Annotated in this window: 17 protein-coding genes and 2 tRNA genes; 15 read left to right on the top strand and 4 right to left on the bottom strand. The window is 62.2% G+C overall.

Annotated elements, in window-relative coordinates:
- The first annotated feature begins 54 nt into the window (after window positions 1-54).
- The 12 genes from DXD48_RS10110 (at window position 55) to DXD48_RS07210 (ending at window position 15,373) form a co-directional block, all read left to right on the top strand.
- A tRNA-Sec gene (locus DXD48_RS10110) sits at window positions 55-151 on the top strand.
- 154 nt (window positions 152-305) lie between these two features.
- Complete coding sequence (locus DXD48_RS07260; RefSeq protein ID WP_158548955.1) at window positions 306-938, top strand: molybdenum cofactor guanylyltransferase; 633 nt, start codon at window positions 306-308, stop codon at window positions 936-938.
- 15 nt (window positions 939-953) lie between these two features.
- On the top strand, window positions 954-1,349 hold the full coding sequence (locus DXD48_RS07255; RefSeq protein WP_117564591.1) for a DUF3343 domain-containing protein: 396 nt from the start codon (window positions 954-956) through the stop codon (window positions 1,347-1,349).
- Window positions 1,350-1,605: 256 nt separating this feature from the next.
- On the top strand, window positions 1,606-2,961 hold the full coding sequence (gdhA, locus tag DXD48_RS07250) for an NADP-specific glutamate dehydrogenase (RefSeq protein WP_117564590.1): 1,356 nt from the start codon (window positions 1,606-1,608) through the stop codon (window positions 2,959-2,961).
- Window positions 2,962-3,203: 242 nt separating this feature from the next.
- Entirely contained in the window at window positions 3,204-4,106 is a 903-nt protein-coding gene (locus tag DXD48_RS07245; RefSeq protein WP_199407922.1) for a xanthine dehydrogenase family protein subunit M, read from the top strand.
- A complete protein-coding gene (locus DXD48_RS07240) occupies window positions 4,106-6,937 on the top strand; it encodes a molybdopterin cofactor-binding domain-containing protein (RefSeq protein WP_117564588.1) in 2,832 nt (943 codons plus the stop codon). Before DXD48_RS07245 ends, DXD48_RS07240 begins: the two co-directional genes overlap by 1 nt.
- Window positions 6,938-7,077: 140 nt before the next feature.
- Window positions 7,078-7,161: transfer RNA gene (locus DXD48_RS07235), tRNA-Leu, on the top strand.
- A gap of 88 nt (window positions 7,162-7,249) precedes the next feature.
- Window positions 7,250-8,551, top strand: coding sequence for a trigger factor (tig, locus tag DXD48_RS07230; RefSeq protein WP_233505673.1), 1,302 nt, complete (start codon window positions 7,250-7,252; stop codon window positions 8,549-8,551).
- 163 nt (window positions 8,552-8,714) lie between these two features.
- Window positions 8,715-9,335 (top strand): ATP-dependent Clp protease proteolytic subunit, encoded by a 621-nt coding sequence (locus DXD48_RS07225; protein WP_022095182.1) that lies wholly within the window; start codon window positions 8,715-8,717, stop codon window positions 9,333-9,335.
- Between the two features lies 1 nt (window position 9,336).
- Complete coding sequence (gene clpX / locus DXD48_RS07220) at window positions 9,337-10,749, top strand: ATP-dependent Clp protease ATP-binding subunit ClpX (RefSeq protein ID WP_117564586.1); 1,413 nt, start codon at window positions 9,337-9,339, stop codon at window positions 10,747-10,749.
- Between the two features lie 337 nt (window positions 10,750-11,086).
- The gene (locus DXD48_RS07215) at window positions 11,087-13,783 is read left to right on the top strand and encodes a valine--tRNA ligase (protein ID WP_117564585.1); all 2,697 of its coding nucleotides are present in this window, start codon (window positions 11,087-11,089) and stop codon (window positions 13,781-13,783) included.
- A 246-nt stretch (window positions 13,784-14,029) separates the two neighbouring features.
- Window positions 14,030-15,373: a folylpolyglutamate synthase/dihydrofolate synthase family protein gene (locus DXD48_RS07210; RefSeq protein WP_117564584.1), complete on the top strand. Its 1,344-nt coding sequence runs from the start codon at window positions 14,030-14,032 to the stop codon at window positions 15,371-15,373.
- 350 nt (window positions 15,374-15,723) lie between these two features.
- On the opposite strand, the gene DXD48_RS07205 is transcribed toward DXD48_RS07210, so the two are convergent.
- From DXD48_RS07205 to DXD48_RS07190, 4 genes are all read right to left on the bottom strand, one after another.
- Window positions 15,724-16,812, bottom strand: a complete 1,089-nt coding sequence (locus tag DXD48_RS07205) for a Xaa-Pro peptidase family protein (RefSeq protein WP_199407921.1) — start codon at window positions 16,810-16,812, stop codon at window positions 15,724-15,726.
- 129 nt (window positions 16,813-16,941) lie between these two features.
- Window positions 16,942-17,340, bottom strand: coding sequence for a DUF1667 domain-containing protein (locus DXD48_RS07200; RefSeq protein WP_117564583.1), 399 nt, complete (start codon window positions 17,338-17,340; stop codon window positions 16,942-16,944).
- Window positions 17,341-17,345: 5 nt separating this feature from the next.
- Window positions 17,346-18,704 (bottom strand): NAD(P)/FAD-dependent oxidoreductase, encoded by a 1,359-nt coding sequence (locus DXD48_RS07195; protein ID WP_117564582.1) that lies wholly within the window; start codon window positions 18,702-18,704, stop codon window positions 17,346-17,348.
- A gap of 1 nt (window position 18,705) precedes the next feature.
- Complete coding sequence (locus DXD48_RS07190; RefSeq protein ID WP_117564581.1) at window positions 18,706-20,160, bottom strand: NAD(P)/FAD-dependent oxidoreductase; 1,455 nt, start codon at window positions 20,158-20,160, stop codon at window positions 18,706-18,708.
- Between the two features lie 485 nt (window positions 20,161-20,645).
- Here DXD48_RS07190 and DXD48_RS07185 point away from each other — a divergent pair, with 485 nt between their 5' ends.
- The 3 genes from DXD48_RS07185 (at window position 20,646) to DXD48_RS07175 (ending at window position 23,997) form a co-directional block, all read left to right on the top strand.
- The gene (locus DXD48_RS07185) at window positions 20,646-21,077 is read left to right on the top strand and encodes a zinc ribbon domain-containing protein (RefSeq protein WP_055251579.1); all 432 of its coding nucleotides are present in this window, start codon (window positions 20,646-20,648) and stop codon (window positions 21,075-21,077) included.
- Between the two features lie 239 nt (window positions 21,078-21,316).
- On the top strand, window positions 21,317-23,080 hold the full coding sequence (thrS, locus tag DXD48_RS07180) for a threonine--tRNA ligase (RefSeq protein ID WP_117564580.1): 1,764 nt from the start codon (window positions 21,317-21,319) through the stop codon (window positions 23,078-23,080).
- Window positions 23,081-23,406: 326 nt separating this feature from the next.
- On the top strand, window positions 23,407-23,997 hold the full coding sequence (locus DXD48_RS07175) for a hypothetical protein (protein ID WP_117564579.1): 591 nt from the start codon (window positions 23,407-23,409) through the stop codon (window positions 23,995-23,997).
- Window positions 23,998-24,067 lie beyond the last annotated feature (70 nt).

Genomic DNA, 24,067 nt, shown 5'->3' with positions numbered 1-24,067 from the left:
TGCTCGTCTTTATGGGATGGGGCCTGTTCGGTTTGGTAAAATACGCCCGCACTTGGGAACGGATGGGCTCCGGTGGGCTCCGCGGTCCTCAAAACCGTTGCGAGGCGTGCAAAACGTCTTGGATGTGTTCGATTCACATACGTTCCCGCCATACGCTACCAGCGCTTTTGTGCTCGCGGTCTTGCTGCGTGCCGCAAAGGCGCTGTTTTGTTTTTGCACGAGCTTTTCGAAGCGCCGTTATTTCGGCGGCTGTATTTAGCTTCGTGCACCGGGTTTCGAGCATGCCGATGGAGGTGTTTTGCCGTATGACTACCGTAAGACGGGCCGATCTTTCTTGTGTCGTTCAAGCGGGCGGGTTGTCGTCGCGCATGGGCTGCGATAAGGCTCGCATGGCGTTTTGCGGCGAGCCGCTCATCGAGCGCGTGCTGGGTCGGCTGGCGCCAATTGCCGGCGAGTTGGTTGTGACGACTTCGCGTCCCAGCGAGCTTGCCTATCTTGAGGAGCTTATGTTTGATGGCCTGCGCCCCCGCGTGGTGATGGACGTCGACGGTCCCGCCGGTGCCATGCGCGGCATCGCGAGCTCGTTGGCCGCGGCCCGATTGCCGCTCGTGGCGATCGTCGCCTGCGACATGCCGTTTGTCTCGCCGGAACTGATCGGCGCGCTTGCCGATCGTGTTGAGGCCGAGGCGCTCGATGTGTGCGTGCCGCGCGAGGAGCGGGGGATTGAGCCGCTTTGCGCCGTCTGGCGCTGCGACGCGTGTGCGCCGATTGCCCACGAGCTGCTTGCCTGCGACCGCCAGCGCATTCGCTGCCTGATCAATCGCGTTCAGGCCGGTTATATGGATGAGCCGCAGATCGTTAAGTCCGCGGGCTCGACGCTCTGCTTCGAGAACGTCAATACGCCCGAAGAGTTTGCGGCGGCCGAGTTACTCGCCTAGACGATTGGAGTTGCCATGTCTCACGATATTTGTCCCGACACGGGAGAGCCCTGCACTTGCGATGGGTCCGAACCCTGTACCTGCGGATGTGGTGGCTGTGGACATACCGCGGAAGAGGAAGCGGCTGCCGCGGCGTATCGTGAGGCACACCGCGAAGGCCCGTCCGGTGATGCCCTCGACCACGAACGCAAGATCATCGTGTCGTTCGACAGCACCTTCGATGTGATGGAATGCGAGCAGCTTTGCCTTGCCGCCGGTGTGCCCGGGCGCATCATGCCGCTGCCGGGCTCCATTACCGCCGGCTGCGGGCTGTGCTGGGTCATGCCGTTCTCGGGCGATGCGCTCGCCGCCTTCCGCGCCGCCACCGAGGGCCGCATAACCCCAGCCGACTACCATCAGCTCGTCCTCTAGCCGTCAACACCACCACAAAGGTGCCTGTCCCCTTTGTGGTGGTTTCGAAGCGTGCGGGAAACAGCTTCGAAACACGCGATTTGCTCGTCAGGCGGTCAAAAAGCTATCTACCTGCATCGTAATCAAAATGAAACATCCGCTCGTTGCCTTATTCGTAACTTTGTAGCAACAGTGCGATATTATCCATACTCGATAAAGCTCACGGCGCATGGGGCGCCGCGAACGACACCTTTCTTTTCCATCAATTGGAGGAAGCATGAGCTACACGCAGAAAGTTCTCGACGAGCTCAAGGCCCGCTATCCCGAGCAGCCTGAGTTCATCCAGGCCGCGACCGAGATCCTCGGCACCATCCAGCCGGCGCTCGACGCCCACCCCGAGTACGAGGAGGCCGCCCTGCTGGAGCGCCTCGTCGAGCCCGAGCGCATCGTTATGTTCCGTGTCCCCTGGGTCGATGACCAGGGCAAGGTCCAGGTCAACCGCGGCTATCGTGTCGAGTTCAACTCTGCCATTGGACCCTACAAGGGCGGTCTGCGCTTTAACCCGACGGTCACCCTGGGTATGCTCAAGTTCCTGGGTCTGGAGCAGATCCTCAAGAACAGCCTGACCACCCTTCCCATGGGCGGCGGCAAGGGCGGCTCCGACTTTGACCCCAAGGGCAAGTCCAACAATGAGATCATGCACTTCTGCCAGTCCTTCATGACCGAACTCTATCGCCACATTGGCCCCAACACCGACGTTCCCGCTGGCGACCTGGGCGTTGGTGGCCGCGAGGTTGCCTACATGTTCGGTCAGTACAAGCGCCTGACCAACGAGTGGACCGGCGTCCTCACCGGCAAGGGCCTCTCCTTTGGCGGCTCGCTCGCCCGTACCGAGGCCACCGGCTACGGCCTGGTCTACTTTGTGGACGAGTACCTCAAGAGCCGCGGCGACTCCTTCGAGGGCAAGAACGTCGTCGTTCACGGCTCCGGCAACGTCGCCATCTACGCCGTCCAGAAGGTCTCCCAGCTCGGCGGCAAGGTGCTCGCCTGCTCCGATACTCACGGCTGGGTCGAGGATCCCGACGGCATCGACTACACCGTGCTCGAGCATGTCTACAACAAGAAGCGCTCCGGCCACGACAAGGGCGTCACGCTCGCTATGTACGTCGACGAGAAGCCTAATGCCACGTGGCACGAGGGCGACGGCCGCGGCGTGTGGCAGCTTCCCTGCGACATCGCGCTGCCCTGCGCTCGCGAGAACACGCTGCTGCTCGAGGATGCCCAGGCACTCGTCGCCAACGGCTGCAAGGTGGTCGGCGAGGGCGCGAACATGCCCACGACCATCGAGGCCACGACCCACTTCCAGGAGAACGGTGTCGCCTTTATGCCCGGCAAGGCTGCCAACGCCGGCGGCGTGCTCGTGTCCGGCCTGGAGATGAGCCAGAACGCCGAGCACCTGTCCTGGACCTTCGAGGAGGTCGACGGCAAGCTCGAGCAGCTCATGCGCGGCATGTTCCACAACGTGGACGACACCGCCAAGGAGTACGGCGAGGAGGGCAACTTCGTCATGGGCGCCAACATCGCCGGCTTCCTGAAGGTTGCCGACGCCATGCTCGCCCAGGGCGTCTGCTAAATTTTCGCTCGACATAGCATCGCAGAAGGCTCCCAGTCATCTTGGCTGGGAGCCTTTTCTATCCCGGAGGACTCCTCATAACTTGCGGTGGAATACGGATTGTTTTGCGTTCCAGAACGGCTAATCAGTCCGTATATCACCGCAAGTTATGGATGGGTGGGTGGATTTTGTCCTAAATCGGTGTGCGGCCCCTCGTTTGGTACACTTAAAAGTACTGGACAAGTGAAGAGATGGGGGAGAACGTGCTCAAGTTCGGTACCTACGTCCGTGTTGGAAACGCGGCCGAAGCCTATGAGCTCTTGCAGAAGAACCGCAACAACAAGATTGTGGGCGGCGGCATCTGGATGCGCCTGGGTTCGCGTCGCGTGGCGACGGCGATTGACCTTTCGGCCTGCGGACTCGATCAGATCGAGGAGACCGAGACCGAGTTTCGCATCGGTGCCATGTGCACCCTGCGCCAGCTCGAGCGCCATGCCGAGCTCAACGCGCTTGTCAACAATGTCTTCGAGTTCGCCGTTCACGATATCGTGGGCGTGCAGCTGCGCAATACCGCCACGGTGGGCGGCAGCATCTATGGCCGCTTTGGCTTCTCGGACGTTCTCTCCGCCTTCCTCGCGCTCGACTCTTACGTTGAGCTGACGGGTGCCGGCCGTGTGCCGCTCGCCGAGTTCGTGGACATGGGCTATGTGCGCGACGTGATCGAGCACGTCGTGGTCGTCAAGCACGATTACCGCGCGAGCTACGAGGCCGTGCGCAAGGCTGCGACCGACTTCCCCTCGCTCAACGTCACCGTCGCCTGGTGGGACAACACCTGGCACGTCACCGTGGGCGCCCGCCCGCTGCGCGCGACCTTGCTGCAGGGCGAGGCATGTGGCCTCACCAGCGAGCAGCCTTCCGAGGACGAGCTGCGCGCCCTGGCCGTGTCCGTACGCGCGTTGAGCTATGGCACCAACCTGTGGGGCTCGGCCGACTACCGCCGCCGCGTCTCGGCCCCGCTTGCCGTGCAGGCCGTTCGCCGCGCCGCTGGCATCGAGCTTTCGGCCGCGCTTGCCCGCGAGCTCGAGACCGCGCAGATCCCCAAGTTCGCCACGGACGAGTATTCCTGCCGCCGCGTGCCCGGCGTCGATTCTAGCGAGGTGCGCTAATGGCTGCCAAACTCATCGATCTTTCCTTTACGCTCAACGGCCGCAAGGTCAAGGTTCAGATTGCCCCTGACACCATGCTCTTTTCGCTTTTGCGTGAGCAGGGTTGCGCGTCGGTGCGCTGCGCCTGCGAAACCACCAACTGCGGTCTGTGCACGGTGTGGCTCGACGGCGACCCGGTGCTGAGCTGCTCGGTTCCCGCCGCGCGCGTCGAGGGCCATACCATCACCACGCTCGAGGGTCTCAAGGCTGAGTCCGAGGCGCTCGCCCGCGCGATGGCTGCCGAAGGCGCCGAGCAGTGCGGTTTTTGCGCCCCCGGCCTTATCATGAACGTGCTGGCGCTTGCCCGCGCCGCCAAGGAGGACCCGAGCCTCGTCGCCACGCGCGAGGAACTGTCGCGCCAGCTCGCCGGCAACCTGTGCCGCTGCAGCGGCTACGAGAGCCAGCTGCGCGCCATTGTCCGCTTCCTCAACGAGTCCGGCGTGCAGGTGGGCTTTGAGATGCCCGAGCTGCCGGTCAACGACACCAGCTGCGACGGTGTTTCGTACAAGCAGATTACCCATAAGCAGCCTAAGAAGGACTCGAAGGCGCTGCTCGAGGGCCGTCCCGTCTACACGGGCGATATGGTGCCCGCCGGCGCCCTGATCGTCAAACTCAAGCGCAGCCCCTATGCCCGCGCCAAGATCTGCTCCATCGACACGTCTCGCGCCCTGAAGGTGCCGGGCGTCGTGGGCGTCTACACCTATGAGGACGTGCCCAAGCGCCGCTTTACCATCGCCGGTCAGAGCTATCCGCAGCCGAGTCCCTACGACCGCTTGATCCTCGAGAACCTCGTCCGTTACCAAAACGAAGAGGTGGCGATCGTCGCCGCCGAGACCGAGGAGGCCGCAGACAAGGCGCTCAAGCTCATCAAGGTCGACTACGAGGTGCTCGAGCCCCTGCTCGACTTTACCCAGGCGCTCGATAACGACATCGTGGTCCACCCCGAGGGCGACGTGACCTTTATGTTCCCGCAGGGCGGCGACGTCCTGCGCAACTTGGTATGCAGCGGCACGAGCGACTTTGGTGACTTGGATGAGGCCTTCGCCCAGAGCGATATCGTCTTTGAGCGCACCTACACCAGCCAGGCCACGCAGACCGCGCCCATGGAGACCTTCCGCGCCTTCGCGACGACCGACGCGTTTGGGCGCATCTCGGTGACCACCTCTACGCAGGTGCCCTTCCACGTGCGCCGCATGGTCGCTCAGTCGCTCGATATTCCGCAGTCGCAGGTGCAGGTCATTAAGCCGCGCATCGGCGGCGGCTTTGGCTCCAAGCAGACGGGCTGCTGCGAGATCTTCGTGGCATTCGTTACCCAGCAGACCGGCCGTCCGAGCTACTGCTGCTACACCCGTGAGGAGACAATCACCGCGGGCAACTCGCGCCACCAGATGCAGATGACCGTCAAGTTGGGCGCCATGAACGACGGCACCATCACGGCCATCGACCTGCACACGCTGTCCAACGCCGGTGCGTATGGCGAGCACGCCACCACGACGATCGGCCTCTCGGGCCACAAGAGCCTGCCTATCTACAACCATGTGAAGGCGAGCCGCTTTAGCTGGGACGCCGTCTACACCAACACCAACCGCGGCGGCGCGTATCGCGGCTACGGTGCCACCCAGGGCCAGTTTGCCGTGGAGAGCGCCGTCAACGAGCTCGCCGACATGCTGCACATGGACCCCGCCGACCTGCGCCTTAAGAACATCGTGCGCGAGGGCGAGATCATGCCGCAGTACTACAACGAGAAGCTCAACGCCTGCGCGCTCGACCGCTGCCTGCTGCGCGCGATGGACATGATCGGCTGGCGCGACAAGCCGCTGGCCGTCGATCTGGGCGACCGCGTGCGCGCCCTGGGCTGCGCGCTCACCATGCAGGGCTCGGGCATTTCCAACGTGGACATCGCCGGCATCGACATGCGCCTGGAAGAGGACGGCTTCATTACCATCGGCACCGGCGCCACCGATAACGGCATGGGCGTCGACACGATCCTGGCGCAGATTGCCGCCGAGGAGCTGGGCGTGGAGAGCTCGCTGATCGTGGTGCGCGGCGTGGACACCGACGTGTCGCCGTTCGACGCCGGCTCGTACGCGAGCTCCGGTACCTACGTGACGGGCCTTGCCGCCAAGAACGCCGCGACCGAGCTGCGCGAGAAGATTTGCGCCAAGGCCGCTCAGATGTGGGACGTTGACGCCGCCGACGTGGTCTTCGACGGCCAGTACGTGCGCCTGTCCGACGAGCGTGCCGCTCGTGAGCAGAACCGCTACCTCACGCTGCGCGAATTTGCCAACCTATGCGTCAAGAACATCGCGGGCGGCGACGCGCTCACCTCGCATGCTTCTGCCTGCCTGCCCGTTTCGCCTCCGCCGTTTATGGCCGGCATTGCCGAGGTCGAGGTCGACAAGGCCACCGGCAAGGTGACCGTGGTGGACTATGCGGCGGCCGTCGACTGCGGCACCGTGATCAACGAGGCGACCGCGCGTGTCCAGGCCGAGGGCGGCATTGCCCAGGGTATCGGTCATGCGCTCTACGAGATCGTCGAGCACGACGACCGTGGCCGCCTGCGCACCGGCAACTTTATGAGCTACAAGCTGCCCACGCGCCTGGATATCGGCAGCATTCGCGTGGCCTTTGAGCCGAGCTACGAGCCGACGGGTCCGTTTGGCGCCAAGTCGATCGGCGAGGTCGTCATCAACACGCCGCTCGCCGCCGTGGCCTCGGCCGTCGCACACGCCACCGGCCACCAGGTGCGCTCGCTGCCCATCACACCGGAGAAGGCTCTGCTGGGGGAGTAGCGGGTCGGCGAACAAGTCGTAGTTGGCGGGACGGGACAACTCGCCCCGCCTTTTGCACTCGTGGTGAGGTCGTGAGCCTGTAAAAGGTGTGGGTGCGCTTGCCGCTCGTATCTGCTATCATTCCTAGTCTGTGCGCTCATGCGGGCGTGGCGGAATTGGTAGACGCGCCAGATTTAGGTTCTGGTGGGATTCCCGTGAAGGTTCGAGTCCTTTCGCCCGCACCATCGCACCTGCGTCGGCCCTGGCCGTCGCGACACTTTGTTGCATAAAGGTACCAGCACCTCAGATAAGCTGGGCAGTATGAGGAGGAACGTGTTGAACATCACCGCTTCTGACGTCAAGGACGCCAAGCTCACCGCTACGGTCACCATCCCGGCCGCCGACGTCGACGCCGCGATCAAGAAGGCCTACAAGGACACCGCCAAGAAGTACCGCTTCCCGGGCTTCCGTGCCGGCAAGGCTCCCCGTCCGGTCATCGATTCCGCTCTTGGCGCCGAGGCTACCCTCGCTCAGGCCACCAACGACCTGATCGCCGCCAACGAGCCCGCCGTCCTCAACGAGCTGGACATCGTCCCCACCAAGAACGGTGACTACAAGGAGCTCGACCTCGCCAAGGATCACGAGGACTACACCTACACCGTCGAGTTCTCCCTGCGTCCTGCTGCCGAGCTCTCTTCCTTCGACGCCGTCGAGATCGAGATGCCCCCTGCGGAGGTCACCGAGTCCGAGATCAACAACCAGGTCGAGATGCTCCTCAACTACCGTGCCACCTTCGAGGACGTCGAGGGTCGCGCCGTCGAGGCTGACGACTATGTGACCGTCGACCTCAAGGCCGTCGAGAACGCCGACAACTTTGCCGCCGAGGGTCGCATGCTCATCGCCGGTAGCGACAGCAACCCCAAGGAGTTCAACGAGGCCCTGATCGGCGCTAACGTTGACGACGTCAAGACCGTCACCTGGACCGACGAGGTCGAGGAGGGCGAGGAGGCCGAGACCCACACCGTCGAGGTCACCGTCAAGGGCATCAAGGTCCGCAACACCCCCGAGCTCACCGACGAGCTCGTTAAGTCCGACTTTGGCTTCGACAGCATCGACGCCATGCGCGACGCCATCAAGATCGAGATCGAGCAGGACAAGGCTTCCCGCCTCCCTGCCGAGAAGGAGAACCGTTGCGTCTCCGCTCTCGCTGAGCGCCTGCAGCTCGACGAGATGGATGCCGACTACGAGCAGTCCGTCTTTGAGGAGCTTGGCCAGAACTTCCTGTCCAACCTCGCTGCCCGCGGCATGACCCTGGACACCTGGCTGCCCGCTTCCGGTCTGACCATGGAGCAGTTCATCGGCGACCTGCACAAGCAGGCCAACGACGTTGCCCGTGAGTCCCTGGCGCTCGACGCCCTCGCCCGTGAGCTCAAGATTGAGGTCACCGAGGACGACATCAACGCCGAGTTCGAGAAGGCCGGCGTCAAGGACGTCGAGGCTTCCAAGGCCGAGTTCATCGCCGATGGCCGCATGCCTGCCGTCCGTGAGTCCATCCGTCGCTCCAAGGCCGTCGACCACCTGGTCGAGAACGCCAAGGTGACCGAGGTCGACGAGACCGCCAAGGACGCCGAGTAATTCTCGCCACCTTGCCCGCGAGCGCATGCGTGCGCCTGTGATGGGGTAAAGTTATAAGCCGGTTATCCGGTTGCTTCGTACGGTGCCAGCCAATGCATAGCATGCGGGCACCGTACGTTTATCTAGAACCAATTTGGTCCGCAAGAGAGAAATGGAGATGCGTATGATCGCTAAGTTCGATTCCGCCCTCGTGCCATACGTTATCGAGCAGACGCCGCGCGGCGAGCGCAGCTACGATATCTATTCGCGCCTGCTCAACGATCGCATCATCTTCTTGGGCGAGGAGATCAACTCCGTCAGCGCCAACCTGGTCGTTGCCCAGCTACTGCATCTTGAGAGCCAGGATGCCGAGAAGGATATCTCGCTCTACATCAATTCGCCCGGCGGCGAGGTTTACTCCGGCCTGGCGATTCTTGACACCATGAACTTTATCAAGCCGCAGGTCTCCACCATTTGCGTGGGTATGGCCGCGTCCATGGCCGCCGTGCTGCTTTCGGCTGGCGCCAAGGGCAAGCGCTTCTGCCTGCCGCACTCCAAGGTTATGATTCACCAGCCCAGCGGCGGTGCCCAGGGTCAGCAGACCGAGATCGAGATCGTTGCCGAGGAGATCAAGAAGACCCGTCGCGAGCTCAACCAGATCCTGTCCGATGCCTCGGGCCAGCCCATCGAGAAGGTCCAGGCAGATACCGAGCGTGACAATTACCTGACCGCCGCCGAGGCCCTCGACTACGGCCTGATCGACCGCATCGTCACCTCGCGCGACTTGGCCGCGAAGGACGCCTAGGATGGCCGGTAACATGCAGGACAACTTTGACGAGAACGGCAACCCCATTCGCTGCTCCTTCTGCGGAAAAGAACAGGGCCAGGTCCGACGCCTCGTAAAGGGCCCGACCAACATCTTTATCTGTGACGAGTGCGTCGCCGCCTGCTCCGAGATTCTGGAGGAGTCGCTGGCTTCGGACTTTATGGACGCTGCCCGCAACGGCAAGCTGCCGGGCTTCCTCAATGATCACGGCCAGGCTGCCGGGCAGCCCGCCATGGATCCCGAGGCCGAGGGCTTTGAGCTCGAGGACGACCGCCAGGTCATCACGCACGTGCCGACGCCGCACGAGATCTATGACGAGCTTTCGGCCTATGTCATGGGCCAAGAGGACGCCAAGCGCGCCATGTCGGTTGCCGTGTACAACCACTATCGCCGCGTGATTGAGGGCGGCGCCGCGGTGTCTGCCTTTGACGAGGCATCGGGCATGGGCTCGCAGTTCGATGACGATATGGACGAGGTAGAGCTCGCCAAGTCCAACATCCTGCTGCTCGGTCCCACCGGTACCGGCAAGACCCTGCTCGCCCAGACGCTCGCGCGCATCCTCGAGGTGCCGTTTGCCATCGCCGATGCTACCGCGCTTACCGAGGCTGGCTATGTGGGCGAGGACGTGGAGAACATCCTGCTCAAGCTCATCAACGCTGCCGATGGCGATATCGAGCGCGCGCAGGTGGGCATCATCTACGTTGACGAGATTGATAAGATCGCCCGCAAGGCAGAGAACCTCTCCATCACTCGCGACGTCTCGGGCGAGGGCGTTCAGCAGGCGCTGCTTAAGATTCTTGAGGGCACGGTGGCCAGCGTTCCGCCCACCGGCGGCCGTAAGCATCCCCAGCAGGAGCTCCTGCAGATCGACACGACCAACATCCTGTTCATCTGCGGCGGTGCCTTTGTGGGCCTGGATAAGATCATCGCCGATCGCGTGGGCAACAAGGGCGTGGGCTTTAACTCCGAGATCGCCGGCCCCACCTCGGTCGACGAGAACGACCTGCTGCGTCAGGTGCTCCCGCAGGACCTCAACGCCTTTGGCATGATCCCGGAGTTTGTGGGACGTACGCCCGTTGTCACCCAGACGCAGGCGCTCGACGAGGACGACCTGGTGTCGATTCTGACCGAGCCCAAGAACGCCGTGGTGCGCCAGTACCGCAAGATGTTCCAGCTTGAGGATGTCGATCTTGAATTTGAGGACGCGGCCCTGCACGAGATCGCCCGCATGGCGCTCGCCCGCAAGACCGGCGCCCGCGGCCTGCGTTCCATCTGCGAGGACGTGCTTCAGCAGACGATGTTCGACCTCCCCAGCGAGGAGGGCGTTTCCAAGGTCATCGTGACCGAAGCCTCCGTAAAGGGCGAAGAACAGCCCCAGCGCATCTATGGGTAAATAGCGCCCGTTTAGGTCCCGCGGCAACCACCGCGGGACCTGCTATTTAGGGACAGGTTTATTTTGGTCGGTTTTATATGGGCAACTGTCGTTTCCCCTGATAAAACCTACCAGAATAAACCTGTCCCTATTCGGCAGGTATGCCTGTGCTATTCTGTGAGATTGTCAAGTTAGTACCTTCAGACTGAAGTAATCGATACCTAAGGCGTGTCCGCCTGCTTGGTTTTCGTAGATTCCGCACGAGCCGAAGAGCACTAAATGTGCTCTTCGTGCGAGCCAGGACCTGACCGAGCGAAAACCAAGCAGGCGGACACGCCGGCGGGACAGGGAGAGATATATGGAAGAAATGCCCAAGAACTACGATCCGTCGACCAACGAGCCGGCGATCTTGCAGAAGTGGCTCGACGGCGGCTACTACAAGCGCCGCGAGGGCGTGGGCGATTGCACCGTCACCATTCCGCCTCCCAACGTGACCGGCAAGCTCCACATGGGCCACGCCACCGACGACTCCATCCAGGACGCCATCATCCGTATGGCCCGCATGCGCGGCAAGTCCACGCGCTGGGTGCTGGGCACCGATCACGCCGGTATCGCCACGCAGACCAAGGTCGACAAGAAGCTCAAGAGCGAGGGCATCAGCCGCCTGGAGATCGGTCGCGATAAGTTTGTCGACGCCTGCTGGGACTGGACTCACGAGTACGGCGGCATCATCGTCGAGCAGATCAAGCGCATGGGCTGCTCCGTCGACTTCGACAACGAGCGCTTCACCATGGACGAGGACTATGCCCAGGCCGTGCGTAAGGTCTTCTGCGACTGGTACCACGACGGCCTGATCTACCGCGGCAAGCGCATCGTCAACTGGTGCCCCAACTGCACCACTGCCATCTCGGACGACGAGGCTGAGTACAAGGACGAGAAGGGCCACCTGTGGCACCTGCGCTACCCGCTGACTGAGCCGGTCAACGGCCAGGACTACATCGTCGTCGCCACCACGCGCCCCGAGACCATGCTCGGCGACACGGGCGTCGCCGTCTCCCCGAAGGACCCCGAGAAGGCCGCCTTCGTGGGCAAGACCGTCATGCTGCCGATCGTCAACCGTGAGATCCCCATCTTTGAGGATTGGCATGTCGACGCCAACTTTGGCTCCGGCTTTGTTAAGGTCACCCCGGCCCACGACCCCAACGACTACGCCATGGGTCAGGCGCACGACCTGCCGCAGATCAACATCTTCGACGAGCACGCGGTGGTCGTCGAGGGCTACGGCGAGTTCACCGGCATGAACCGCGACGAGTGCCGCGAGGCCGTCATCAAGTGGTTCGAGGAGCACGACCTGCTCGATCACGTCGAGGACCTCGATCACTCCGTCATGCACTGCTACCGTTGCGACTCCGCCCTGGAGCCGTGGCTGTCCGAGCAGTGGTTTGTGGCCGTCGACAAGCTCAAGGGGCCGGCGCTCGACGCCGTCAACTCCGGCAAGGTCACCTTCCATCCCGCGCGCTGGACGCAGACCTACACCACCTGGATGGAGAACCTTAAGGATTGGTGCATCAGCCGTCAGCTGTGGTGGGGCCACCGCATCCCCGTGTTCTACTGCGAGGACTGCGGTTGGGAGGACGCCCTCACCGAGGACACCGACGTGTGCCCCAAGTGTGGCGGCCATCACGTGCATCAGGACGAGAACGTGCTGGACACCTGGTTCAGCTCGCAGCTGTGGACCTTCGCCACGCAGGGCTGGCCGCAAAAGCCGGAGCTGCTCGAGGGCCATCACCCCACGACGGCGCTGGTCACCGCACGCGACATCATCGCGCTGTGGGTCGCCCGCATGGTCATGAGTTCGCTGTATTTCTTGGACGAGGTGCCGTTTAAGGACGTCGTCATCTACCCGACGATTCTGGCCAAGGACGGCAGCCGCATGTCCAAGTCCAAGGGCAACGGCGTTGACCCCATGGACCTCATTGGCATGTACGGCGCCGACGCCATGCGCTACAACCTGCTTACGCTGTGCACCAACAACCAGGACGTCAAGTTCGACGCGAACATCGACAAGAAGACCAAGAAGCTCATCGATAGCCCGCGCACCGAGCAGGCCAAGTCGTTTGTGACCAAGATCTGGAACGCCAGCCGCTTCCTGCTTATGAACATGGAGGGCTACACGCCCGGCGAGCCCGTCGTGGAGACGCCTGCCGACGCGTGGATGTTCAGCCGCCTGGCCAAGGCCGTGAAGATGGTCACCGAGGGCATCGAGCAGTACACCTTTGGCGATATGGCCCGCGGCGTGCAGCAGTTCTTCTGGAACGAGGTCTGCGACTGGTACGTCGAGGTCACCAAGGCCCGCCTGAAGGGCGAGGGCCGACTGCAGGCGCAGCGCAACCTGATCTTTGTGCTCGACACCTCCATTCGCCTGATGCACCCGCTTATGCCGTTTGTCACCGAGGAAATCTGGGACAACATGCCGGCGAGCGTGCTCGATCTGGACGCCGAGGGCAACGTGGACCGCGCCGAGGCGCTCATGATCGCCAAGTGGCCGGAGCCCGCCGACTACGCCAAGTATGTTGACGAGGACGCCGAGCGCGCGTTTGAGCTGTGCCGCACCGTCGTTTCCGCTGCCCGCGCCACGCGCTCGCGTTATCGCTTGAGCCCTAAGGCCGAGCTCGACGTGGTCGTGCGCGCCGGTGCCGAGGATATCGAGAAGCTCGAGAGCCTGCGCTCGACCATCGAGCCGCTGGCGAACACTGCCTCGCTGGTTATGGGTACCGACGTCGAGAAGCCGGCAGCGAGCATCGCCGTGGTCGACAGCGGCGTCGAGGTCTTTGTGGTGCTCGAGGGCAAGGTTGACCTTTCCGCCGAGAAGGCGCGCCTGGAGAAGGAGATCGCCGCGGCCCAGAAGGAGCTCGCCGGCTGCGAGAAGACGCTTGCCAACGAGGGCTTTGTGGCCAAGGCCGCGCCCGCGGTGGTCCAGAAGAAGAGGGACCGTGCAGCTGAGCTCAAGGAGATCCTTGCGGCGCTGACCTCGCAGGTTGCTGACTTCTCGTAGGCGTTACTGGGGGACGCGGTTTGGGGCATTGCTCGCTACTGCGGACACCTATTCCGCCGTTCTAACGAACGGCGGCTGACTCGACGCTGCAAACGCCTCTGATGGCCAATCTGCCGTTCAACTTCGGGCGCATGGGCATAAGCCCTATGCGCCCTTGTTTCACGGCACCTTGGCTCATCAGAGGCGTTTTCGCTGACTATCCTCAACCTATACTGTTTTATTTTTCTATGAATGGCGGTTCTAAAAATGCCTAAGCGTTCCGGCTTGTATACCGTTCCTTTTGAGTTTGATTTGCTTTCGTTTGATGAGGTTGTTGGGCTTGCTGCTGATACGGGGCGGATTTCTGGGGATGCTGGTCCTCTGCTCGAGACGGTTGTCGATATGCTCGATGAGCTGGGACGTCCGGATGAGTATTTCGATTGCATTCAGGTTGCCGGTACCAATGGCAAGACTTCGACCACGCGTTTTTCGGCTGCCATTCTTCGTGGTGAGGGGCTCAAGACCGCGCTGTATACGTCGCCACAGCTGGTACGCTATCCCGAGCGCATGGAAGTCGATGGATGCGTCGTGAGCGATGAGGCATTCGCCCGTGGCGTTTCGGCCGCTGTTGAGGCGGGGCATCGAGTGAATGCCCGTCGTGTGGCGGCGGGGGAGCGTGCCTATACCATCACGCCGTTTGACCTTTTGACGGCTGCTGCACTTGTGGTGTTTGCCGAGGCTCGCGTGGATGTTGCCGTGCTTGAGGTTGGCATGGGCGGACGCTGGGATGCTACGAGTGCGACTGATCCCGTGGCCGTCGCCATTACGGGTATTGGGCTCGATCACACACGTATTTTGGGCGATACGCTCGAGGCCATTGCGGGGGAGAAGGCTGCGGTTATTAAGCCTGGGCGATTGGTTGTTTTGGGCGAGGGCACGCATGAGCCGAGCGTTCAGCGCGTAATGGATACGCGCTGCCGCGAGTGCGGTGTGGTGCCGCTGGTTGTGAGCCATTCCACGACCAAGGTACCGGCGCATGTAGGCGATACCGTGGAGTTTAGCTGTACTACACCGCGTGCCATCTATACGTCGAGTATGGTTAAGCCGGCGTATCAGCCGCAGAATGCTGCGTGCGCGATTATGCTGTGCGAGGGGTATCTGGCTCGCGAGCTCGATCATGACAAGCTCGATGTGTCGCTTGTGGGCTGCCCCACGCCGGGCCGATTTGATGTGCTGGGAACTGATCCGTTCAAGCTGATCGACGCCTGCCATAACCCTCAGAGCTGCGAGAACTTTGTGAGCGCGCTGGACGAGATCGATCCGTGCGTAGAGAATCGCCCCACGCTGCTGTGCGCTGCGCTGGCCGACAAGGACGTGGCGGGTATCGTTGACGTACTGATCCCGGCCTTCCCGCGCGTGGTTGTGACCCAGACCGATTCCGACCGCGCCCTGTCGGCAGAGGAGCTTGCCGCACTTGTGGACGCCGACAAGCTCGCGGGCGTGTATCCGAGCGTGTCCGAGGCCCTCGCTGCCTTCGATGCCGCGGGCGAGCCCTTCGTAGCAGCCGGTACCATCACCCTAGCCGGCGAAGTAGCGGGGCTGCTCCGTTAACCCATCCCCTCATCAGTTGCGGTGAAATACGGACTGTTTTACAAGCCAGAAGCCTCAAACAGTCCGTATATCACCGCAACTCAAAAGCAGTCAATTTGGGACGGGGCTTTTTGGCTGCCCTGCGCCTCGAGTTGACTTGCTCGCCACGAAATGGCCCTATTTACTACGTTTGACCGGTAACCCTCGACCATACAGAGAATTGCGAAATCAAAACCGCAGGTAGATGGCTCGCCATTTTTCAAAAAAGACCCGCATGGTCGACTCATGCGGGTTAAACGTAGTAGATAGGCCGTTTTCGTGGCGCGGCGTTTGTAAGATGTGTCAAAGGGGCTCTCCCTTTGACACATTGCCTAGTCTAGGCGGACCGGATCGTGGGGGTAGGCGTTGAGAATCTCGACGCCGTTCTCGGTCACCAGGGCCAGGTCCTCGATGCGGACGCCGGTGCGGTCGGGGAGGTAGATGCCCGGTTCGATGGAGAACGTCATGCCCGGCTCTACGACCTGCTCGTTGACGAGCGAGACGTCGCCCGGCTCGTGGTCCTGCAGGCCGATCGAGTGACCCAGGCGATGCGTAAAGTATTCGCCGTAGCCCGCGTCTTCAATCACATCGCGTGCGGCGCGGTCCAGGTCGCACATGCGCACGCCCGGTGCGATGAGCGCTTCGGCGGCCTCGTTGGCGCGGCGCACGATGTCGTAGATGCGTGCCGTCTCCTCGTCCGGCTCGCCCCAAAAGAACGTGCGCGTCATGTCCGAGCAATAGTTGCAGCGGCGTCCGCCAATGTCGAACAGCACCACGTCGCCGCGCTTGAGCACAGTGTCGTCGGGTTCGTGATGCGGGTCGCCGGCGTTGGCGCCAAAGCTCACGATGGGCGGAAAGCTAAAGCCCTCGCAGCCGTGCTTGCGATACAGGCCGAGCATCTGGTCGGCAATCTCGCGTTCCGTCACGCCCTCGTGGACAAGCTTAATAGCATCGGCCATTACAGCGTCGTTAGCGGTCGAGGACGCACGCATGAGCTCCTGCTCGGTGGCATCCTTGTGGGTGCGTGCGGCGGTGACGGCAAAGTCACCCAGGAAAAACTCGCTTGCGGCGTGGCGCTCCATGAGCGGCATCAAAAAGCCGGAGCGCATGACGGTGTCGATGCCGAGCGGTTTGGTCGGATCGACCTCGCGAGCGATGGCGTCGGCCACGACATCGGTATCGGTGTGATAGGCGACGCGGGCATTGTCGTACTCGGGCAGTTGATGCAGTGCGTTGACCAGGATCACCGGCTCGGCATCGCGCACGAGCAGCACGCCGCAAAAACGCTCGAACATATCGGCATAAAAGCCGGTCAGGTAATAGATCGACCACGGGTCATTCACGAGCAGCTGCGCACCGGGGTGCTGATCCTCGAGCGCATCGAGCACGCGCGCCATGCGCTGGTCATCGACATGTGCCATGAAACATCCTTTCGCTAGGCTGCCACCATGGTATCCCAAGCCCGGCACATAGGGACGTTCCTTTTATGCCGGCACCTGGGGACACTCCTTGCAAAAGCAGCTAAAAGAGCCCCGTCCCAAATTAGCTGCTTAGGTTGGATCGATGTTCATGCTGGCGACTAGGTCAATGTTGGTGCCGAGAAGATCTTCCAGCACGACGTCGCCCATGCGGATGGGGGCCTCGACGACCACGCCGCGGATGAGGTCCATGGCTTGGGCGTGGAGTGCCAGCGGGATGGCTTCGGCCGTGCGCACGGGGAGCAGGGCTTCGTCGCCGCCGGAGACGGCCACGGTCGTCGTGAGCACGCGCATGGGGCAGGTGAGCTCCTGATGTGCGAACGTATCGCCGCGCGGGCAGTTGTTGCCGGTCACGGAGCGAACTTCCACCACGGCGCCATTTGCGTCGCGCTCCATCTCTACGGTCAGGAGGCACTCGGATGGGCAGGTGGTGCAGTTGAACTGCAGCGTTTCGATCACGTTATCGCTCATCTTGGTTACGCCTCCTCGATGGGATCGACGGATAGGACAATCTTGCTGGCACCCAGGTCGAGCGCTTGTTTGATGACCTTCGCAGGCAGCGGGAAGCTCTCCATAACGCTCGGCTTAAACGCGCGGACCTTGCCGGCGAACAGTTCCTCGCCGTCGGCCAAGATTCTCACGCGGGCGGTATCGACTGGCCGCCGCACGCGGAAGTTGAGCTTGGTGAGCGCCACGGCCGTAATGCGTCCCGGCAGCGCGTATCCCGCAATGCCGGCAGGGAAGACCGTGAGCTCGCAGCCCGTGTCCGCGACCGCGTCCGTCTCGGCTCCGCCACCCAGCACGTACGCCGCTGCAGCTGCGCCAGCCCTCTCGGACTCGGTCGTCACGTTGTCGGCCAGATCGTGCACGTGCAGCACGTTGCCGCAGGCAAAGATGCCCGGCACGCCCGTCTGCAGACTCTGGTCCACCACGGCGCCGCGCGTGTGCGGGTCAAGCTCCACGCCCGCGGCAACCGAAAGCTCGTTCTCGGGAATCAATCCCACCGAAAGCAGCAGCGTGTCGCACGGAACAATGCGCTCGGTCCCCGGAATGGGCGCCAGGTGCTCGTCGACCTGGCTTACCTCGACGGCTTCCACACGGTCGTGCCCGATCACGCGCGTGACGGTGGCGGACAGGTGCAGCGGAATGCCAAAGTCGTCCAGGCAGTTCTTGACATTGCGACGCAGTCCGTTGGCGTACGGCATAAGCTCGTACACGCCCTCGACCGAAATCCCCTCGAGCGTGCAGCGGCGTGCCATGATGAGCCCGATGTCACCCGAGCCCAAAATGACGGCACGCGAGCCGGGCTTGAGGTTTTCGATATTGATGTATCGCTGCGCCAGGCCGGCCGTAAACACGCCGGCGGGACGGCTGCCGGGGATCTTGATCTCGCTGCGAGTGCGCTCGCGGCATCCCATGGCAAGGACGACCGCGCGCCCGGTGAGCTGCAGCATGCCGGCGGGGCTCATGAGCGTGACGGTATGGACCGCGGTGTCTTCTGTAGGCTCGCCTGAATCTACCCCAATTACCATGCTGTTCAGGAACAGCGCAATGTCGGTTGCGTGCACCTGGTCGATAAAGCGCTGCGCGTACTCGGGACCAGTGAGCTCCTGTTTAAAGTGCGACAGGCCAAAGCCGGGGTGGATGCATTGGCGGAGGATGCCGCCCAGGTGCTGCTCGCGCTCCACGATGGCCACGCGCGCTCCGGCCTTATGCGCGGCCAGTGCGGCCGCCATGCCGGCGGGGCCGCCGCCGATAACGACCACGTCGAAGGCTTGCGTTTGTACGGCTTCTACGACGCCGCAATCAATCGCGCTCGATTTGAATTTCGCCATCCTAACGCACCCCCTTCAGCGGTCCCTCAACCAGCCAAGATCCGGCGTCCTCCAGTAATACCTCGCTGGGGTCGCAGTCCAGCTCTCGGGCGAGAATCGCCACCACACGGCTCTGGCAAAAGCCACTTTGGCACCGACCCATGCCGGCACGGCAGCGGCGCTTGACGCCCTCGACCGAAACCGCGCCCGGATGGCGTCGAATCGCCGCCACGATTTCGGCCTCGGGCACCGTCTCGCAGCGGCAGACAATCTGTCCCCACGCGGGATCGGACTCGATCAGCTCCTCCTTGCGCGCCAGCGGTGCGCGGTCAAAGTCGTCCGGCGCGCGGCGAATTGGGTTCCAGTCCGCCCGCTCGTGCAGCTCCACGCCCGCTTCACGCATCACAAGCTCCATGCGCTCGGCAATGGCCGGCGCGCTTGCCACGCCCGGCGACTGAATGCCCGCCGCCTGGAACAGCCCCGGCACCACGGCCGACTGTCCAATAAAGAAGTCGTTCGTTCCCTGAATGACCGGACGCCCGCCGGCAAATGCGCGCACCACACGTCGCGTATCCAGATCGGGCACTAGCTTGTGCGCGCCGGTCAGCAGCGCGTTCACATCGCTCGCATAGGTCTGAGTGTCGCCCGGCTCGCGCACGGCAGCCGTCGCGGTAATCACGGTGTTGCCATGTACGGTGCCCGTCACGATAACGCCCTTCGACACCGGCGTCGGCACGGGGTAGAGCGGCATGAGCGTGCGCGGCTCCTTGTCCAGCACCACGATGTTGCCCTGGCGCCAGACCATCTGAAACTCTTCGGCCCCCGCCATATGCGAGATGTCGGCGGCGCCGTTGCCCGCGGCGTTGATCAGGTAGCGGCAGCGCACATTGCCAGCGGGGGTCGCCAGCGTAAAGCGCGCGTCGTCGCCCGAGTCCGCGACTTCAATCGCTTCCACCGGCGCGGACCGCATAAACGTCACCCCGTTGGCCACGGCGTTCTCCAGCGCGGCGATGGCAACCTCAAACGGGTCGACAAACCCAGTCGAGGGGCACCACAACGCGCACGTTGCATCGGCACTGGCACGCGGCTCTAATTCGTGGATGCGGTCGGGTCCGACGATCGACAGCTCGGGAACACCGTTGACATGGCCGTTGCACCGCAGCTGCTCCAGATGCGTGCGGTCCTCGTCGTTAAAGCCCAAAACCATCGACCCGGTGCGGCAGAACAGAAAGTCCAGCTCCTGGGCCCAGGTACCATACAGCTCACAGCCACGGGCATTGACCTGTGCCTTTACGGTTCCCGGCGCCGGATCGTAGCCGGCGTGCACCAGGCCGCCGTTGGCCTTCGACGCACCCAGCGCAATATCGTTCGCCGCCTCGACTACGCAAATGGACAGTTCAAATCGCGCGAGCTGCCGCGCGATGGCGCATCCGGTGATGCCCGCGCCCACAATTGCGATATCAAACGTTTCTGCCACGGTGCCTCCCAGACGAGTTGACAGGCTGTCAATAAGACTATCCTACGGTCTGCACACCCCCAGCGCGGCGGCAATGCGGTGAACAGCCCCGCAACACCCGCCAACGGCAGAAGAGGGGAGACGCGGCAACGTCGACAACCTCGTCCGCCGACAACTACGGCAACCTTTCGTCTCGATCTGTAACAGTTAGCTGATGATTTGGGTTCTAGATGTTACAGATCGAGACAAACCTTCAGGCGGATTTTGAATGTCTCGATCTGTAACAGTAAGAGGGGTTTTGGGGCCCAAGATGTTACAGATCGAGATTGAAGTCTGGGAGGGACCCCTGTGTCTCGATCTGTAACGTCTAGACCCGGATTCCGCTCCCACCTGTTACAGATTGAGATGTTTGTGTCCGCGCCAGCCCCGTACCCAGCCGTAGTCCCATATAAACAAACCCCGTGGTAAACTTGACTGGACTGTAAATAATCCGAAAGGTACCCGTAATGTCCAAGTACATCTCCGAGCTCATGTCGCCGCAGCTTATGGGCGTCGTCTATGCCTTCGTTGGCTTTATCATCGCCCTGTATGTGCTGTCGGTCGTCTATGTGTTCATCGATGCCCGCCGCCGCGGCGCCAGCGCCTACGTGGCATGGGGCATCATTGCCCTCATCCCGTTTGTAGGCCTCATCGCCTACCTGGTCCTGCGCCCGCACTCCTACGCGTCCGACCGCGAGGAGCAGGAGCTGGATATGGCCCTGCGCGAACGCCAGCTTGCCCAGTACGGCACCTGCCCGCAGTGCGGCGCCCCCATCGAGAAGGACTTTGTCGTCTGCCCGGTGTGCGACACTCAGGTTCGCAACGTCTGCCCCAGCTGCCATCGCCCGCTCGATGCGCACTGGAAGGTCTGCCCCTACTGCCGAACTCGCATCCAGTAACGCATCCATCGCCGGGCCGGCCGTAAGCCACGGGCTCCGCGCACCCCGCGCATCCCACGGCCGCCACGCGCCCCGCGCCGCCCCACACGATGAAGCATGCGTAGAAAATCGCCCGCCGTGCCATTAAGGTGCGGCGGGCGCTTGTATACCAAGGCAACCTGCCTATAATGATGCAAGTCAAAAACGCCGAGCGCATCGCACGCACTTGCATCAGGCATCCGAGAGGAGAAAACATACCCATGAAGGCACTCTACAATGACGGTTCGGTGGCCGAGCTCCCGCAGGACGAGGTCACGCACGTCATCCGCCACTCCGCCGCGCACATCATGGCGCAGGCCATCAAGCGCCTGTACCCCCAGGCCGATTTTGCCTACGGTCCCGCGACCGACAACGGTTTTTACTACGACGTCGACCTGCCCGAGGGCGTCAAGATCAGCGAGGACGACTTCCCCGCGATCGAGGCCGAGATGAAAAAGATCGTCAAGGAGAACCTCAAGTTCACCGTCTTTGAGAAGCCCCGCGCCGAGGCCATCGCCCTTATGGAGGAGCGCGGCGAGAAGTACAAGGTCGAGCACATCGGCGACCTGGACGACGACGCCCGTATCACCTTCTACCAGCAGGGCGACTACATCGACATGTGCGTCGGCCCCCATATCTGCTACACCAAGGCGCTGAAGGCCTTTAAGCTTACCGGCGTCTCGGGCGCTTACTGGAAGGGCGACAAGGACAACAAGATGCTCACCCGCATCAACGGCGTCGCCTTTGCCACCAAGGAAGAGCTCGACGAGCACATGCACATGCTGGAGGAGGCCAAGAAGCGCGACCACCGCAAGATCGGCCGCGAGATGGACCTCTTTATGATGCGCGACGAGGCCCCCGGCTTCCCGTTCTTCCTGCCTAACGGCATGATCCTTAAGAACACGCTGCTGGACTACTGGCGCGAGATCCACCACAAGGCCGGCTACGTGGAGATCTCCACGCCGCTTATCATGAACAAGCAGCTGTGGAAGACCTCGGGCCACTGGGACCACTACAAGGACAACATGTACTCCACTGTCATCGACGACGAAGAGTACTGCATTAAGCCCATGAACTGCCCGGGCGGCGTGCTGGTGTACGCCTCCAAGCCGCACTCCTACCGCGAGCTGCCCATCCGCGCCGGCGAGATTGGCCTGGTGCACCGCCACGAGCTGCGCGGCGCCCTGCATGGCCTGTTCCGCGTGCGCTGCTTTAACCAGGACGACGCCCACCTGTTTGTGCGTCCCGACCAGCTGACCGACGAGATCGTGGGCGTGGTCAACCTCATCGACTCCGTGTACCAAAAGTTTGGCTTTAAGTATCATGTTGAGCTTTCCACCCGCCCCGAGGACTCCATGGGTTCCGACGAGGACTGGGCACGCGCTGAGGAGGGCCTGCGCACCGCTCTGGAGAAGCTGGGCATGGACTACGAGGTCAACGAGGGCGATGGCGCCTTCTACGGCCCCAAGATCGACTTCCACCTGGAGGACTCGCTCGGACGTACCTGGCAGTGCGGCACCGTCCAGCTCGACTTCCAGATGCCGCTCAACTTTGATCTTGAGTACGTGGACGCCGACGGCACCAAGAAGCGCCCCATCATGCTGCACCGCGTATGCTTTGGCTCCATCGAGCGCTTCATTGGTATTCTGATTGAGCACTTTGCGGGCAAGTTCCCCACCTGGCTGGCTCCCGTGCAGGTCAAAGCGCTTCCTGTCTCCGAGAAGAGCCGCGACTACGCCCACGAGGTGTGTGCCAAGCTGGAGGAGGCCGGCATTCGCGTGGTCTGCGACGACCGCGACGAGAAGATCGGCTACAAGATCCGCGAGGCCCGCAGCATCGACCGCGTGCCCTACATGCTCATTCTGGGCGAGAAGGAGGTCGAGGCCGGCAACATCTCCGTCCGCGATCGCTCCAACGAGACCGTTCAGATGAGCGTTGACGAGTTTGTTGCGAAGGTGCTCGAGGAGATCAAGACTCGCGCCTAAGGCAAACTTCACAACAATTAACAAAGGCGACCGTCTACACAGGGCGGTCGCCTTTTTCATGCCGAAATAAGAAAAGCCGCTGGTTGAGCGGCTTTTTTTGTTGCACAAAAAGGTACAGGTTTTTGTATCTTTCGACAGACGACATTATACGAGCAATTAATCAGCGTTTGCCCAGATTACGCAAAATGTACTGCTAGTAGGTACATCTCCATACCCCTCTATATAAACCTGTACTTTTGCGACTGCGCCTAGCTGCGAGCGAGAAGCCTGTTCTAAACGCCCCTGCATTTGCGTGCATCGCAAAGCCAAAAAGAGGGGGCGAGAACATGGAACAGACGGCACGGCGCCAAGAGCAGCTGCCGGGCGCATTTAACGGCGCCACCACCAACAGCCAGCACGGCCGCGTCCGCTGGTATCTGGTCCACACCCCCAATGGAAAAGAGCGCGAGATCTGCGAAAAGGTCCGCTGCATTATCCCGCACAACCTTATGCAGGACGCTTTTGTGATGCAAAAGGAGTTCTGGTTTAAGCGGGACGGCGCATGGTCGCTCCAAACCAAACCCATGTACAAGGAATATTTCTTCGTCGCCACGCACGATGCCGCAGCGCTCGATAGGGCTTTGGCTCAGTTGAGCTTTGGCTGCCGCATCGCCGGCAGCAGGGAGCGGGCCTATGCGCCCATGCCGGACGATGCGCGGGACTGGTACCGCAGCGTGCTCGACGACGACGGCGTGGTGCGCAACAGCGTTGCGCGCATTGAAGACGGTGTGCTGCACATAGAGCAGGGCCCACTTGTGGGGCAAGAGGCCCACGTAAAAAAGATCGACCGTCACAAGCGCTGGTGCCTGGTGGACGTGGGCGAAGGCGACTCCGCATTTAGGGAGCTGCTTCCGTTAGACGTGCCGAGCAAAACGTAAGGAAGACGTTACGCCGGCAATTTATTTGGTTTTTGAATTTGTGGATTGGGGGGGGGTTCCTGGGGACAGG

Source organism: Collinsella sp. TM05-37 (assembly GCF_003436455.1).
In the GTDB taxonomy this organism is placed as follows: Bacteria; Actinomycetota; Coriobacteriia; order Coriobacteriales; family Coriobacteriaceae; genus Collinsella.
The sequence above is the reverse complement of the archived record's forward strand: the minus strand, read 5'-3'. Positions and strand labels throughout refer to the sequence as shown.

Excerpts from the sequence above, each read along its gene's own strand:
- DXD48_RS07260 (WP_158548955.1), top strand. The coding sequence starts at position 306 with ATGACTACCGTAAGACGGGCCGATCTTTCTTGTGTCGTTCAAGCGGGC.
- DXD48_RS07255 (WP_117564591.1), top strand. The coding sequence starts at position 954 with ATGTCTCACGATATTTGTCCCGACACGGGAGAGCCCTGCACTTGCGAT.
- gdhA (WP_117564590.1), top strand. The coding sequence starts at position 1,606 with ATGAGCTACACGCAGAAAGTTCTCGACGAGCTCAAGGCCCGCTATCCC.
- DXD48_RS07240 (WP_117564588.1), top strand. The coding sequence starts at position 4,106 with ATGGCTGCCAAACTCATCGATCTTTCCTTTACGCTCAACGGCCGCAAG.
- DXD48_RS07225 (WP_022095182.1), top strand. The coding sequence starts at position 8,715 with ATGATCGCTAAGTTCGATTCCGCCCTCGTGCCATACGTTATCGAGCAG.
- clpX (WP_117564586.1), top strand. The coding sequence starts at position 9,337 with ATGGCCGGTAACATGCAGGACAACTTTGACGAGAACGGCAACCCCATT.
- DXD48_RS07215 (WP_117564585.1), top strand. The coding sequence starts at position 11,087 with ATGGAAGAAATGCCCAAGAACTACGATCCGTCGACCAACGAGCCGGCG.
- DXD48_RS07210 (WP_117564584.1), top strand. The coding sequence starts at position 14,030 with ATGCCTAAGCGTTCCGGCTTGTATACCGTTCCTTTTGAGTTTGATTTG.
- DXD48_RS07205 (WP_199407921.1), bottom strand. The coding sequence starts at position 16,812 with ATGGCACATGTCGATGACCAGCGCATGGCGCGCGTGCTCGATGCGCTC.
- DXD48_RS07200 (WP_117564583.1), bottom strand. The coding sequence starts at position 17,340 with ATGAGCGATAACGTGATCGAAACGCTGCAGTTCAACTGCACCACCTGC.
- DXD48_RS07195 (WP_117564582.1), bottom strand. The coding sequence starts at position 18,704 with ATGGCGAAATTCAAATCGAGCGCGATTGATTGCGGCGTCGTAGAAGCC.
- DXD48_RS07185 (WP_055251579.1), top strand. The coding sequence starts at position 20,646 with ATGTCCAAGTACATCTCCGAGCTCATGTCGCCGCAGCTTATGGGCGTC.
- thrS (WP_117564580.1), top strand. The coding sequence starts at position 21,317 with ATGAAGGCACTCTACAATGACGGTTCGGTGGCCGAGCTCCCGCAGGAC.
- DXD48_RS07175 (WP_117564579.1), top strand. The coding sequence starts at position 23,407 with ATGGAACAGACGGCACGGCGCCAAGAGCAGCTGCCGGGCGCATTTAAC.